The sequence below is a fragment of the Leifsonia sp. Leaf264 genome (assembly GCF_001422325.1).
Lineage (GTDB): Bacteria > Actinomycetota > Actinomycetes > Actinomycetales > Microbacteriaceae > Orlajensenia.
This window is the reverse complement of the sequence record NZ_LMMR01000010.1, coordinates 15,730-30,116: the sequence shown is the minus strand read 5'-3', so window position 1 is coordinate 30,116 and position 14,387 is coordinate 15,730. Positions and strand designations below refer to the sequence as shown.

Sequence of the window (14,387 nt, the reverse complement as noted above, 5' to 3'; positions counted from 1 at the left end):
CACCATGGAGAAGACGGAGACCCGCGTGATCGACACGACAGAGACCGGCGAGCCCGACGTGCTCTGCTCCGACCTCGTCCGCATCTTCACGGCGCAGGGAGTGGAGGTCCAGGCACTGCAGGGACTCAATCTTCGCCTCGATCGCGGCGAGCTGGTCGCTCTCATCGGGGCATCCGGCTCCGGGAAGTCGACCCTGCTCGGCATCCTCTCGGGGCTCGATGTGCCCACGGCCGGCATCGCACGGGTCGCCGGCCACGACCTGCTCGCCCTCGGTCGACGCGAGCGGGTGGCATTCCGTCGCCGCAGCGTCGGCTTCGTCTGGCAGCAGACGGGACGGAACCTGCTCCCCTACCTGACGGCCGCTGAGAACGTCGCCGCCGCCCTCGCCGTCGCCGGCGCCCGCGGCGATCGCGAGGCCCGCGTCCGGGAGGTGCTCGAGGTGCTCGACGTCGCCGGGGTCGCCGAGCGACGGCCGGCGCAGATGTCGGGCGGTCAGCAGCAGCGCGTCGCCATCGCCGTCGCCATCGCGAACGAGCCACTTGTCCTGCTGGCCGACGAGCCGACGGGCGAACTCGACGAGGCGACCTCGGCATCGGTCCTCGAGGCCATGCGGTCGGTGAACGAGCGCCTCGGCGTCACGACCCTCATCGTCACGCACGATCCGACGGTGTCCGAGCACGTGGCCCGCACCGTGCAGATCCGCGACGGCCGCACTTCGACCGAGGTGCTGCGCAGCACGCGCACCGACGAGCACGGCGCCGAACAGGCCGTCGCCGAGGAGTTCGCCGTGCTCGACCGCGTCGGCCGGCTGCAGCTCCCGCACGACTTCGTCGGCGCGCTCGGCCTCCACGACAGGGTGCGCCTCTCTCTCGAACCCGACCACGTGGCCGTGCGCCCGGGTCAGGAGCAGCGCCGGGCTGCTCCGCCGACACCCGCTGCCATGCCGCATCCCAAGCCGTCGACGATTCAGGATGCCGCACCCACCGCTGCACCCTCTGTCAGCCCTGCTGCAGAGACGCCCGCCGCACCCACGCGCGGCCGTCACGCCGCCCCCACTCAGGAAGACGCCTCATGAGCATCGCACTGCGGGCCGAGGGCCTCAGCCGCCACTACACGGTCGGCGAGGCCACAGTGCGCGCCGTCGACGACGTCTCGCTCAGCGTCTCGCCCGGTGAGCTGCTCGTCGTGCGCGGGTCGTCGGGCGCCGGCAAGACGACGCTGCTGAACCTGCTGGGCGGCCTCGAGAGTCCCACGGCCGGGCAGGTCTGGGTGGGCGACCGGGAACTCACGAGCCTCAGTGAGAACGAGCTCGCGGAACTGCGCCGCACCGGTCTCGGCTACATCTTCCAGGGCTTCGGGCTCATCCCGGTCCTGTCGGCCGCCGAGAACGTCGAGGTACCTCTGCGGCTGGCCAGGACCGAGGCAGCCGAACGCGATGCCCGCGTCGCCGAGGCGCTCGCCCTCGTCGGGCTCTCCGACCACGCGGCCCAGCGGCCGGCAGAGCTGTCGGGCGGGCAGCAGCAGCGCGTGGGCATAGCCCGGGCACTGGTGTCGCGTCCCGGCATCCTGCTCGCCGACGAGCCCACCGGCCAGCTCGACAGCGGGACGGCCGCGACGGTCATGGACCTGATCTCAGGGTTGGTGCACGACCGCGGAATCGCGGCCATAGTCTCCACCCACGACCCGCTCCTGGTGCAGCGAGCGGATCGCGTACTCGAGATGCACGACGGACGACTGCGCGGGGCAGGCGACCTCAGCGCACCCGCACGCTGAGGCAGGTGACGCAGCCCTCGAGCTTCTCGAACTCGGAGATGTCGACTGTCACCACGCGGTACCCGAGGTCGGAGATGAGGGCGGCGCTGACCGGGGCGGAGCCGGCCATCAGCACGGTGTCTGGAGCGAGTTCGACGACATGCGCTCCCCCGGCTTCAGGCACGGCCACGAAGCGGTCGAACACAGTGGTGTCGTCAAGCAGCGGCGGGTAGCCGATCACGGTGCCGTCGGGCAGGGCCGTCGCGGCGCTCTTCAGGTGCAGGGCCTTCGTGAGCGGGACGGCGACGACCGTGTAGCCGAGAGGCGCGAGCAGCACGCGAAGCTGACGGATGCCCTCGGCATTGGTCCGCGTCGACCGGCCGACGTACACCGTCGATCCGACCTTGAGCACGTCGCCGCCGTCGAGGGTTCCCGGCAGTTCGATGCGCTCGACGTGCACGCCGGGAATCGTGCGAACGGACTCCTCGGCGCCAGCGATCTCGGCACGTCGCGCCTCGGAGCCGGGGCTGGTGATCAGGGCCAGGTCGCCGAACATCACGACGGCGTCCTCGACGAAGACGGAGTCGGCGAGCTGCGGCTCGGCCGGAACCTCCACGACGCTCCAGCCCTCGGCGGTGAGGGCTGCGCAGTAGTTGTCCCACTGCTCGTCGGCGACCTGGGTGTCGATGCTCTCGCGCTCGATGTGGGTCACCATGCCGTCGGCCAGGTTCTCGGCCGGGATGCGCACGAGGGCGATCCTGCGGGAGTCCCCGGGCTCTCCGCTGCGATAGCCCAGGACGACCGCGGTGACGCTGCGGCCGAGGGTCACCTCGCCGAGGGTCACGGCGAGCACGAAGAACAGGTTGAAGCCGAGGAGGCTCGCGACGATCTGCCCGAGGACCGCGGCGTCGACGGCCGCGCCCCCACCGGCGACGGTGATGACGGAGCCGAGCACGGCACCGATGAGCCCGGCGCCGAGACCGCCGGCGAGGGCCGGCAGCCACCAGCGAGTGGCGCCGAGCGAGTTGAAGATCGCGAGGAGCACCCCGGCCACGATCGTGGGCACCAGGAAGAAGTTGGCTGCCCCGGTGAGGGCGGCCGTCGCTTGCTGGCCGCCGATGAAGAACGCCAGACTCGTGACCGCGAGGGCGACGACGACCACGACGATCGCCGACAGCACGCCGGCAGTGATGCGGCGCCCGAGGTCGACGGCCGGTACAGGGGGTCGCGTTGCAGCACTCGAGAAAGTCATGACTGCGACACTACCGGCCGCCCACCCTCCGCTCAGGCCGCGTGGAGCCGAGCCTCCGCTATGCGCTCCGCCGCCTCCAGCGTCGTCGCGCCTGCTGCCGCCGCCTCGCGGAAGATCGCGCTGACGGTGTCGCCGATGGCCTGCACGCGCAGGTCGATCGCGTCGAGGTCGGCGTCGCCGGCCGAAGCCCCGTCCAGGTAGATGACACCGCCGCCGTTGGCGACGAAGTCGGGGGCCCAGAGGATGCCGCGATCGGCCAGTCGGCGCGCACCGTCCCGGGCGGCCAGCTGGTTGTTGGCGGCGCCGACGACTCCGCGCACTCGCAGCTCGTCGATGACGCGGTCGGTCAACGCACCTCCGAGACCGCACGGCACGAAGAGGTCGGCTTCGACTGTGTGGGCGTCGCCGGGTTCGACCCAGCGTGCGCCCAGTTCAGCCGCGAGCGCCTTCTTCGAGGCGTCGACATCCGTCACCGTGAGCTTCGCGCCACCGGCGGTGAGGGCCCGTGCGAGCCGCCCGCCCACCTGGCCGAGGCCGGAGATGACGATGCGGCGCCCAGCGACGTCGCGCGAGCCGTCGATGGCTGCCAACGTCGATTCGATCGCGGCGAAGACGCCGGCAGCCGTGGCGTCAGCCGGCTCGCCGACGCCACCCTGCTCGGGCGGCAGGCCGCAGACGTGGGCTGTGCGGAGGGCGACGATGGCCATGAGTTCGGCGCTGGTGCCCACGTCCTCCGCCGTCATGTAGACGCCATCGAGGCTCTCGACCGCGTCGCCGAGGTCGAGCATGGCCGCGTGCCGACCCTCTTCGGTGAGCACGGTTCCTCGGGGAACGTGGATGACGGCCTTGCCGCCACCGCGAGCGAGCCCGGCGGCCGCATTCTTCAAGGTCATCGCGGCCGAGAGGCGCAGGGCGTCGGCGAGGGCATCCTGCCAGTCGTCGTACTGCCAGACGCGGCAGCCGCCGAGGGCCTGGCCGAGGCGGGTCGAGTGCACGGCCACGATGATCGTGAGACCGGAACGCCGGCCTGTGACGACGAGAACGCGCTCGTGGTCGAAATCGGGGGCTGGTGCTGAAACGGCCGGGGCTGGTGCGGGCGCTGGTGCTGTATCGATGAGAGTCATCGTCGATTCTCCTTGAGGATCTGCTTCGTGGGCAGGGTGTGGCGGCACGGGGTGTGTGCCGCTCTCAAGGATACGCGCGGGATCAGCCGCCGACGAGGAGGCCGTCAGTGGAAAAAGTGGCGTTCCCCCGTGAAGTACATGGTCACGCCCGCCGCAGTGGCCGCAGCGATGACCTCATCGTCGCGGATGCTGCCACCGGGCTGCACTATCGCCGTCACTCCGGCGTCGATGAGGATCTGGGCGCCGTCCGCGAACGGGAAGAAAGCATCCGACGCCGCCACCGATCCTGCTGCTCGCTCGCCGGCGCGGGTCACGGCGAGCTGGCAGGAGTCGACGCGGTTGACCTGGCCCATGCCGACGCCGACGGATGCCCCACCCGAGGCGAGCAGGATGGCATTCGACTTGACGGCCCGACAGGCGCGCCACGCGAACTCGAGGTCGGCGCGGGTGGCCTCATCGGCCGGCGCTCCGGCGGCGAGGGTCCAGTCCTCGAAGGGTGCGAAGTGCACATCGGCCTGCTGCACGAGCAGGCCGCCCGAGATCTGGCGCAGCTCGATGCCGCTGCGGGCGTAGTCGGAGGGAAGTTCGAGCAGGCGGATGTTCTTCTTCGCGGTCAGGATCTCGAGCGCCTCCGGCTCGAATCCGGGGGCGATCAGTACCTCCGTGAAGATGCCTGCGACGGTTTCGGCCATGGCCCGAGTGACGACGCGGTTCGCGGCGATCACCCCGCCGAACGCAGACACGGGGTCGCAGGCGTGCGCCCGCTCGTGGGCGGAGGCGATCGCGTCAGCGGCATCCGGAGTCGCGACCGCGATACCGCAGGGGTTCGCGTGCTTGATGATGGCGACGGCGGGCTCGCTGAAGTCGAACGCGGCACGCAGCGCGGCGTCGGCGTCGACGTAGTTGTTGTACGACATCTCCTTGCCGTGGAGCTGGCGGGCCTGGGCGATGCCGCCGCCCTCGCGGTTGGCGTAGAGCGCGGCGGGCTGGTGCGAGTTCTCGCCGTAACGCAGCGACTGCTGGCGCGTCCAGGTGCCTCCGAGCCAGCCGGGGAAGCCCGTGCCCTCGTCATCCGGAGCGACGACGTTGCCGATCCAGGATGCGACGTTCACGTCGTAGCTCGCCGTGTGACGGAACGCCTCGGCGCCGAGCGCCTGACGCTGGGCGAGCGTGGTGCCGCCGGCCTGGACCGCCGCGATGACCTGCGGGTAGCGTGCCGGGTCGACGACGATCGCGACGTTGGCGTGGTTCTTGGCCGAGGCGCGCACCATCGCGGGCCCGCCGATGTCGATCTGCTCGACGATGTCGGATGCCGGGGCGCCTGACGCGACGGTCTGCACGAACGGGTAGAGGTTCACCACGACCAGCTCGAACGGCGCGATGCCGAGCTCCAGGAGCTGCGCCTCGTGCGACTCGAGCCGGAGGTCGGCGAGGAGTCCGGCGTGCACGGCGGGGTGCAGCGTCTTGACGCGCCCGTCGAGGGCCTCGGCGAAGCCGGTCACGCTGGCGACATCCGTGACCGCGAATCCGGCGTCGCGGATGGTCGACGCCGTCGAACCCGTGGAGACGATCTCGACCCCGGACGACGCGAGGGCGCCGGCGAGCTCGAGCAGGCCGGTCTTGTCGCTCACCGAGATGAGCGCGCGACGGATGGGGACGACGTCGCGGTCGCGGTACAGGCTGGGGTCGTGGCTGGGGCCGCTCATGATCGGGAGAGTTCCTTCAAATCGACGTGTCCGTTGGCGATGTCGAGAACGGCCTCGATGAGGAGGCGGCGCTCGACGGGCTTGATGCGATCGTGCAGCGACGACTCGGTGTCGCCGTCGTGGATCGGCACGCGCTCCCGCGCGATGATCGGTCCGCCGTCGACGCTGTTGTCGACGACGATGAGGCTCGCACCGGTCTCGCTGGCTCCGGCCGCGAGGGCGTCACGGACGCCGTGTGCGCCGGGGAACTCCGGGAGGTAGGCGGGGTGCGTGTTGATGAGGTTCGGCGAGAGCGCCGCGACCACACGAGGCGGCAGCAGGCGCATCATCCCGCTGAGCACCACGAGGTCGGGACCCCACGCCCGGATCTGCTCCAGCAGCGCGTCGCCCCAGGTCTCGCGATCGGGGTAGGAGGGGTAGGCGACCGTGAAGGTCGGGATGCCGTACTCCTCGCCGAGGGAGAGCCCGTCGGCGTCGCGGTCGGCACCGATCGCCACGACGCGTGCGGGGAACTCGGCGTCCTGCGATGCCTCGAGCAGGGCGCGGAGGTTCGACCCCCCTCCGGAGATCAGGACCACGAGCGACAGCACGCCATCGAGCCTACCCGAGCACATGCGGTGCGGATGCCGGGCGGCTGCGCCGGTGCCGAGGCTCAGTCGCGCGCAGGCTCGTCGGAATGCAGTTCAGCCATGGCGCGCTCGGCAGCCGAGCCGCGCCAGTCCGACGCCAGCAGCACGAGGACGGCCGGCACGGCGATCTCGGCCGCCGCGAGGAGGCCGACCAGCCACGGTTCGGGACCGACGCTCACGAGGCGCCCGGGACCGATGGCCCCACCCGACCACCAGGCGAGCAGCCCGAAGACGATGCCGGCGATCACGCCGGTTCCGACGCCGACGGCAGTCAGCTCGAGTCGCGTGGCGACGGACGGCACCCGGCGATGGGCCAGCCACCCAGCGGCCACCCCGAAGGCCATGGGCACCAGCACTCCGAGGATGCCGATGGCTGGCTCCCCCTGCGGCAGGGCGCCGAGAACCGGAAGGCCCGGCACGGTTCCGAGCACCGTCCCCCCGGGTGCGACGCTCGATCCGGTGCCGATCAGGAAGCCGGGACCGATCAGCCAGGCCGCGCCCCAGATGACCAGGTTCGGGAGCAGGGCGAGCTGCAGCAGCGTGATGGCGATCCCGCCGATCGCCCCGGCCTGCAGGGTCTCGTACAGGGCCGTGATGGTCGCGTAGTGCGTCACGAGCATCACGGCGACGACTGTCGCGGCGACGCCGATCACCCCGGCGACGGCGACGGCGGCTCCGCGGGATGCTGCGGCGATCCCCCCGCGCACGACCTGGGGCCAGGCGCCGATGCGGCCGCGCACCCATCGGGCGGCGGCATCCCATCGGTCGGCGGGCAGTCGTTGCAGTTCCCACTCGGATCCGATGATCATCGCGAACAGGTAGACGGCGACAGGGATCACGACGGCCTGCCCGGCAGCGGGAGTGGCGACAGTGGTCGCCGCACTGAGCGCGACGAGGGCGGCGAGGACCGCGAACGTGACCGCGGCGACGGCGATCCCGAGCAGCCTGTCGCCGCTGATGACAGAACGTCGACCGACCCGCAGGCCGCTCAGCGCCGTGATCACGGCGAAGCCGAGCAGGGCGATCGTGATGGTGAACGGCTCGGCGGCATCCGGGAGACCCGTCGTCGTGGCCAACGCCTCCGGGAGTCGCACCGTGAGGTCGACGCCGTGGCCGACGAGCCAGACGTCGACGGACGCCCGCCAGAACGGCACCCAGTCCGATGCCATGCCGAGAGTGGTCGCCCACAGGATCGTGAGCGGGACGAGCGGGATGCCGATACCGACGGCGACGACGACGAGCGCCTCGAGAGCGGCGATCAGTGCGGTCGTTATGCGGTTCATCCGTGAGGGACTCTACCCTCCGGATGCCCGGCCTCAGGCGACGACGATCGGGGTGTCTTCGTCGGCATCCTCCGGCACCGTCACGACGGGACGTTGGAGCAGCTCGCTGATGCCGAGAACGATGATCGCTATGACCGCCGTCCAGATGATGAAGGCCGGGCTGAGCGGTCGCACGAAGAGGATGAGCGCCGCCGCGATGACACCGACGGCGATCCGCACGAGGACCCGCTGGCGGTAGAGCCACTCGCCGAAGCGGCCGGTGGTCACGCCACGTTCCTCTGCCGAGGAGCGCAGCCACGACACCCAGCCGAGGAACAGCGAGCGCAGCTTGACCGCGGGACCGTACGACGACGACAGCCAGCTGACGATCGCGACGGTGACGGCGAGGACCGCCACCGAGGTGATCGTCGCGTGGATGAAGACGAGCACCTGGTCGTAGATGGCACCGGCGGCCGCGGCCGACATGATCGACGGCGCCAGGTTCGCGATCACGAGGATGCGGCCGACGCCGAGCCCGCTGGCGAGCACGACCATGGCTATCGCGAGGCCGATGCTCGCGCCGAGGATCGCGACGATGCGGCGGCGGGCGACGAGCACTCCAGCGACCAGGAAGGCCAGGGCCACCCAGGGCAGCCAGATCCCGATGGCGACGGCGACCCCGTAGAGCGACTGGGCCAGCACGGCCTGGTCGGACTGTGCGATCACGATCGTCTTGTCGATGGTCGGGATCTGCGAGGCGAAGCCGATGCCCTGGTTCACCAGGACCTTCTTCACCTCGTCGATGATGGGTGCGAGCTGCACGCCGATCTGCCCCTTGTCATCGATGCCGATGGCCGCGTTCTCGTCGCCGTTGAGGGTCGCGAGCAGCTGGTTGTGCGTCACCGTCAGCGCCTGCTCCCAGATGGCGGAGAAGGCGTCGGATTCGACGAACTTCGACACCGAGTCCTGGATGAGCGACTGGATGCCGGCCACGGCGGGAGCCCGCAGCAGGTCGAGCGCGGCAGAGGCCTTCGGGCCGAGGCCGAGCTCCTGAACGCCATCGAACAGCGAATTGGTGAGGCCGTCGACGTCGACCTGGTCGTTGATGGCGACGACCACCTGGTCCGTGACGAGCTCCTGCACCGCGGGATCGTCGGCCAGCGGCGCGAACGTGGCGACGAAGGTCTCGGTGCTCGAGAGCTGGTTCTTCGCCCAGCCCGCGACGACGGCCGTGGGGGCGAGGATCAGCCCGATGACGATGAGGAATGCCGAGAGCACGGCCCACCAGCGGCTGCTGTGGGGTCGGCGCACCTTGGTCGTCGGCACGAGGATCTCGTCGACGGGATTGATCGGAACGGTCTCGGCTGCGCTGCGGGCGGCCTCGAGCTCTGCGCGCAGGGCAGCGTTCTCGGCGGCGAGGGCTGCGGCTGCCTCGGCCTGCTCTCTGCGCTGCTGCTCGGCCTCGAGGGAGAGAGCGGTCGCCGCATCCTCCTGCTGGAGCCGCAGCTCCTCGGACTCGACTCCACCCGATTCCTCGGCCTCGCTCTGCCTGAGGCGCAGTTCGGCGTTCTCGGCAGCAAGCAACTCGAGTTGCCGCTGCAACTCTGCATTCGTCAACCGCGCCATCAGTCCCGCCCTCTCGTCACGTGTCCCTCACAGTATCGGCAAGGAACGCGCGCCCGACAGGTCTCTGGCACAAACGGCGTCAGGTGACGCCGGGACCGCACGAGGGGCCCGCCGATGCCGGCGAGCCCCTCGTCACTGCGATGGCGTCAGAGCGCTGCGAGCACCTCGCGCATGAGGCGCGCGGTCTCGCTCGGCGTCTTGCCGACCTTGACTCCGGCGGCCTCGAGGGCCTCCTGCTTCGCCTGGGCGGTTCCGGCCGAGCCCGACACGATGGCGCCGGCGTGGCCCATGGTCTTGCCCTCGGGAGCCGTGAAGCCCGCGACGTAGCCGACGACGGGCTTGGTGACGTTCGCCTTGATGAAGTCGGCCGCACGCTCCTCGGCGTCGCCGCCGATCTCGCCGATCATGACGATGGCCTTGGTCTCGGGGTCGGCCTCGAACGCGGCGAGGGCATCGATGTGCGTGGTGCCGATGATCGGGTCGCCGCCGATGCCGATGGCGGTCGAGAAGCCGAGGTCGCGCAGCTCGTACATCATCTGGTAGGTCAGGGTGCCCGACTTCGACACCAAGCCGATGGGGCCCTTGCCGGTGATCGTCGCGGGGGTGATGCCGACGAGCGACTCGCCCGGCGTGATGATGCCGGGGCAGTTCGGGCCGATGATGCGGGTCTTGTTGCCCTTGGCCTGGGCGTACGCCCAGAACTCGGCCGAGTCCTGCACGGGGACGCCCTCGGTGATGATGACGAGCAGCGGGATCTCGGCGTCGATGGCCTCGATCACGGCGTCCTTGGTGAAGGCGGGCGGAACGAAGGCGATCGAGACGTCGGCACCGGTGGTCGCAACGGCCTCGGCGACGGTTCCGAAGACGGGCAGCTCGACGTCGCCGTGGGTGACGGTGGTTCCGGCCTTGCGGGCGTTGACGCCGCCGACGACCTGGGTTCCCGCCTTCAGCATGAGGGCGGTGTGCTTGGTGCCCTCACCGCCGGTGATGCCCTGGACGATGACCTTGGAGTCCTTGTTGAGGAAGATCGACATGTCTATTGAATCCTGTCCTTGTCCGTGGCCTACGCGGCGGCGTTCGCGAGCTCGGCGGCCTTGTCGGCGCCCTCGTCCATGGTGGCGGCGAGGGTGACGAGCGGGTGGTTGTAGTCGTTGAGGATGCGGCGGCCCTCGTCGACGTTGTTGCCGTCGAGGCGCACGACGAGAGGCTTGTTGGCGTGCTCGCCGAGGGTCTCGAGAGCACCGACGATGCCGTTGGCCACAGCGTCGCACGCGGTGATGCCGCCGAAGACGTTCACGAACACGGCCTTGACCTGCTCGTCGCCGAGGATGACGTCGAGGCCGGCCGCCATGACGGCGGCGGATGCTCCACCGCCGATGTCGAGGAAGTTGGCGGGCTTCACTCCGCCGTGGTTCTCACCGGCGTAGGCGACGACGTCGAGGGTCGACATCACGAGACCGGCACCGTTTCCGATGATTCCGACCTGGCCGTCGAGCTTGACGTAGTTGAGGTCCGACTCCTTGGCCTTCGCCTCGAGCGGGTCGGCTGCAGCGGCATCCTCGAGCTCGGCGTGGTTCGGGTGACGGAACCCGGCGTTCTCGTCGAGCGTGACCTTGCCGTCGAGGGCGATGATGTCGCCCTCCTCGGTGAGAACCAGGGGGTTCACCTCGACGAGGGTGGCGTCCTCGCCGGTGTAGACCTCGTAGAGCTTGACGAACACCGGTGCGACCTTGTCGACCAGTTCGGCCGGGAACTTCGCAGCGACGGCGATGGCCTTGGCCGTCTCGAGGTCGAGGCCTTCACCCGGGTTCACCTCGATGCGCGCGAGCGCCTCGGGCTTCTCGACGGCGAGCTGCTCGATCTCCATGCCGCCCTCGAAGCTCGTGAGCGACAGGTAGGAGCGGTTGGCCCGGTCGAGCAGGACGGAGAAGTAGTACTCCTGCGCGATGCGCGCCCCACCGGCGACCATGACGCGCTTGACGACGTGGCCCTTGATGTCCAGGCCCAGGATGGCCTGTGCTGCCTCGTAGGCCTCGTCGGGGTTCTTGGCGACCTTGACGCCGCCGGCCTTGCCGCGGCCTCCGACCTTGACCTGTGCCTTGACGACGACGACGCCGCCCAGCTTCTCGGCCGCTGCCCGCACCTCGTCGGCGGTGTCCGCGACGATGCCCGGCAGGACCGGGACACCGTACTGTTCGAACAGGTCTCTGGCCTGGTACTCGTAAAGATCCACGTTGCGTGACTTCCAATCCGCATTGAGCGCGCGGCGCTGGCTTTTCAGGGGATGTGTTCGGTGACCCGAGTCCGCGCGATTACCTCGACGTCAAGACAGTTTCGGGCCATCTGAAAGCCTACCCCTCCCGCTCGGGTGGCCAGAACGCCGTCCTCGGCGACGGATGCCGGTCCTCCGCCGTCGGGGCAGGCCCTCTGGTGCACAGCACGGTCAGCGCAGTACGGTCACGATCGTCCCTGTGTGAGAAAGGCGGCAATGATGGCGACCAACGCGAGCGGCGGCGAACCTGTCCTCGAACTGCGCATCCATGGCGTGAACAACATGCCGCCGCACGAGCTGCTCGACCTCCCGCCCGACGAGGTGGAGTTCGCCATGGGAGACAAGCTCGGCAGCTTCTGGCATCCGACCGCCGAATCCCTCGAGAAGGGACGTGCCCAGCAGGAACTCGGCGAGGGCAGTCGCGGCGTCGTCGACGCTGTCGAGTCGCCGCGCGGCAGCGTGCCGGACGGCATCCATCGCGAGGCGTACTCCTGGGGCGGCATGGTGCGCACGGTGCCACCCGGGACCGGAGTTGGCGGCGCGATCATCGCGGCGGTCGGCCGCGCCTGCTGGACGGCGGTGCTGCCGTTCAGCATCGCCAACGCCGCGATCTGGAGCTGGAACCTTCCGCGCACTGGAACGCGCATCCGCTTCCAGTCCGGACTGATCCGGGTGTTCTGCGTCGTGCTCACGACCCTGCTGATCCTCTCGTTCGCCTCCGTCGCCCTCGACCTCATCGCCGTGCAGTGTTACGGAGGACGCCAGCTCACCTGCACGGCGCTGCCCGAGCAGTTCGAGATGTTCGCCGGCTGGTCGACGGGGAGGCGCATAGCGTTCTTCTCGATCGTGCCCGTCGCCGTGCTGTTCGCAGTCTTCGCCACCTCGACGCTCGCTCGGCTGCGCTACAACGTGGCGGGGCGCATCATCAAGGGCGCACCGTCGACCGATGAGCCCGTCCTCCTCGCGCAGCCGCGGTTCTGGCAGACCCGCACCGAGATCTCCCGTCTGACCTCCATGCACCTCGCCACGGGCATCGCGATGACAGCACTGCTCTGCGGGTTGGCCCTGTCGAGCGGCAGCCAGCCGGGATGGGGCATCGGCGTCTGCATCGCCGCCACCATCGTGATGGTGACGGCGGTCGTGCTCGCCTATCGAACCGACACCATGCCGTTCGAACAGCTCGAGGAGCGCAGCCCGCTCCCGACGCTCACCCTCACGGCGGCATTCCTGGTGCTCGCGGTCGCGACCGGAGCACTCTCAGTCCTGCCCGGCCTCGACATCAACGGCTACACGATGCGGATCGCGTTCAACTGGGTGCTGGTCTCGACGGTGCTGCTCGCCGTGCTGTTGGTCACGGCCACGCTGTTCTTCCCGGCGCCGGATCGCCGGCACCGGGCATGGGGCGGGATGGCTCCAGCCGTCTTCATGACGATGGGACTGGTGATCGGACTGGCGCTCTCCAGCGTCGTGAACGTGGTGGTGGGCGACTGGCTGAACGGCGACAAGCCGCCGAGTGCCCTCGGGGGCGGGCGCAGGCTGGCCGCGGCGTACGCCTCCTGCACGGGGACCGGATGCGTTCGTGGCGACCCGTCGCTCCGGCTCGGCGCCTTCTACCCCTGGTACCTCGGCGTGCTGCTCGCCTTCCTCATCGTGGCCGTGCTCATCGTGGCGATAGCCCTCATCCGTCGTCGCGATGTGCTTCCGCGCATCGACGCCTTCTGGGACGACGCGTCGAAGGAGCCGCCCATCGCCGATGGCAGCCCCCGCGGCGACCTGCGGGCGCTCCTCGCCGGCGAGGTGCGCCGGAAGCGTGCGGCCGCAGCGCGCTATCACCTGGTCGAGCCCATCCTCGGCGCCCTGTGCCTGGCCGCGATGGCCGCGACGGTGGTCACGGTGATCACGGCCTTCTCGTCGTTGAACCAGTCCTTCGTGAAGGCCCTGCTGACACCGGAGCCGTTCTCGACGGCATCGGTTCTCGCCGCACGGTGGATGGACTTCTCGCTCATTGTCTGGGGAGCCGTCGGCCTCGCCGTCGTCGGCGGTCTCGTCTTCGGCGGCTCGAAAGTCGTGCGGCCCCTCGGGCTCGTGTGGGACCTGGCCTGCTTCCTCCCACGCGCAGGCCACCCGCTGGGCGCGCCCTGCTACACCGAGCGAGCGGTTCCCGAGGTGGCACGCCGCCTCAGCTGGTGGCTCGACCTTCCGCCCGTCAAGGGTCAGGAGCGCACGGCGATCGTGACGGCGCACAGCATGGGCGGAGTCGTGGCCGTCTCATCCCTGTTCGCTCTCGCGACGCATCCGAACTGGCTCAGCCGGTATCAGGGGCGGGTGTCGCTGCTCACCTTCGGCATCCAGCTGCGACCGTACTTCGGTCGGTTCTGGCCCGAGATCCTCGGGCCGGAGGTCATCGGCGGTGAGCCGTGCCGTGCTCCCAAGCTGCGGGCACGCGATCCGTGGGCCTCGGACGGGGCGCATGTCATCGCCGAGCAGGAGCGGGCGGCGGCGGCCGGCCTGGCGTCCGAGCGCCCGGCGCCGGGCGTTGTCCCCGTCGCCGACTGGATCAGCCTCTGGCGCGCGACGGACTTCCTCGGGTTCCCGTCCTGGTCGACGACGCCGAACGATCGCGACGTGTACGCCGAGGAGGTGGATGCCAGCGGGTACGTCGGCGCCGTGGACGCGCACAGCTGGTATCCGCGCACGCCCTCCTACCGCCGGGCGCTGGGCAGGCTCGCCGGCCTGCCCGAGCGACAGCCGGGACGCCCGTAGG

11 protein-coding genes are annotated in these 14,387 nt (G+C 70.1%); 3 read left to right on the top strand and 8 right to left on the bottom strand.

Features of this window, described 5'->3' with window-relative positions:
- The first annotated feature begins 4 nt into the window (after positions 1-4).
- Together ASF30_RS21215 and ASF30_RS21210 are read left to right on the top strand one after the other, a co-directional pair.
- Positions 5-1,075, top strand: coding sequence for an ABC transporter ATP-binding protein (locus ASF30_RS21215; protein WP_082468257.1), 1,071 nt, complete (start codon positions 5-7; stop codon positions 1,073-1,075).
- A complete protein-coding gene (locus ASF30_RS21210) occupies positions 1,072-1,773 on the top strand; it encodes an ABC transporter ATP-binding protein (RefSeq protein WP_055911414.1) in 702 nt (233 codons plus the stop codon). Before ASF30_RS21215 ends, ASF30_RS21210 begins: the two co-directional genes overlap by 4 nt.
- On the opposite strand, the gene ddaH is transcribed toward ASF30_RS21210, so the two are convergent.
- From ddaH to sucC, 8 genes are all read right to left on the bottom strand, one after another.
- Complete coding sequence (gene ddaH / locus ASF30_RS23545) at positions 1,754-3,004, bottom strand: dimethylargininase (RefSeq protein ID WP_055911412.1); 1,251 nt, start codon at positions 3,002-3,004, stop codon at positions 1,754-1,756. The two genes, ASF30_RS21210 and ddaH, sit on opposite strands and share 20 nt — an antisense overlap.
- Positions 3,005-3,036: 32 nt before the next feature.
- Entirely contained in the window at positions 3,037-4,128 is a 1,092-nt protein-coding gene (locus ASF30_RS21200) for a Glu/Leu/Phe/Val dehydrogenase family protein (protein ID WP_055911410.1), read from the bottom strand.
- Positions 4,129-4,232: 104 nt separating this feature from the next.
- Positions 4,233-5,834: a bifunctional phosphoribosylaminoimidazolecarboxamide formyltransferase/IMP cyclohydrolase gene (gene purH / locus ASF30_RS21195; RefSeq protein ID WP_055911408.1), complete on the bottom strand. Its 1,602-nt coding sequence runs from the start codon at positions 5,832-5,834 to the stop codon at positions 4,233-4,235.
- Positions 5,831-6,424, bottom strand: coding sequence for a phosphoribosylglycinamide formyltransferase (gene purN, locus ASF30_RS21190; protein ID WP_055911406.1), 594 nt, complete (start codon positions 6,422-6,424; stop codon positions 5,831-5,833). The genes purH and purN overlap by 4 nt, the downstream gene beginning before the upstream one ends.
- Positions 6,425-6,486: 62 nt before the next feature.
- On the bottom strand, positions 6,487-7,746 hold the full coding sequence (locus tag ASF30_RS21185; RefSeq protein ID WP_055911404.1) for a cell division protein PerM: 1,260 nt from the start codon (positions 7,744-7,746) through the stop codon (positions 6,487-6,489).
- A gap of 33 nt (positions 7,747-7,779) precedes the next feature.
- The gene (locus tag ASF30_RS21180) at positions 7,780-9,342 is read right to left on the bottom strand and encodes a hypothetical protein (RefSeq protein ID WP_200918507.1); all 1,563 of its coding nucleotides are present in this window, start codon (positions 9,340-9,342) and stop codon (positions 7,780-7,782) included.
- A 155-nt stretch (positions 9,343-9,497) separates the two neighbouring features.
- Positions 9,498-10,385: a succinate--CoA ligase subunit alpha gene (gene sucD / locus ASF30_RS21175; protein WP_055911400.1), complete on the bottom strand. Its 888-nt coding sequence runs from the start codon at positions 10,383-10,385 to the stop codon at positions 9,498-9,500.
- Positions 10,386-10,414: 29 nt separating this feature from the next.
- Entirely contained in the window at positions 10,415-11,584 is a 1,170-nt protein-coding gene (gene sucC / locus ASF30_RS21170) for an ADP-forming succinate--CoA ligase subunit beta (protein ID WP_055911398.1), read from the bottom strand.
- Between the two features lie 258 nt (positions 11,585-11,842).
- Here sucC and ASF30_RS21165 point away from each other — a divergent pair, with 258 nt between their 5' ends.
- Positions 11,843-14,386: a hypothetical protein gene (locus ASF30_RS21165; RefSeq protein ID WP_157497568.1), complete on the top strand. Its 2,544-nt coding sequence runs from the start codon at positions 11,843-11,845 to the stop codon at positions 14,384-14,386.
- Position 14,387: the final 1 nt, after the last annotated feature.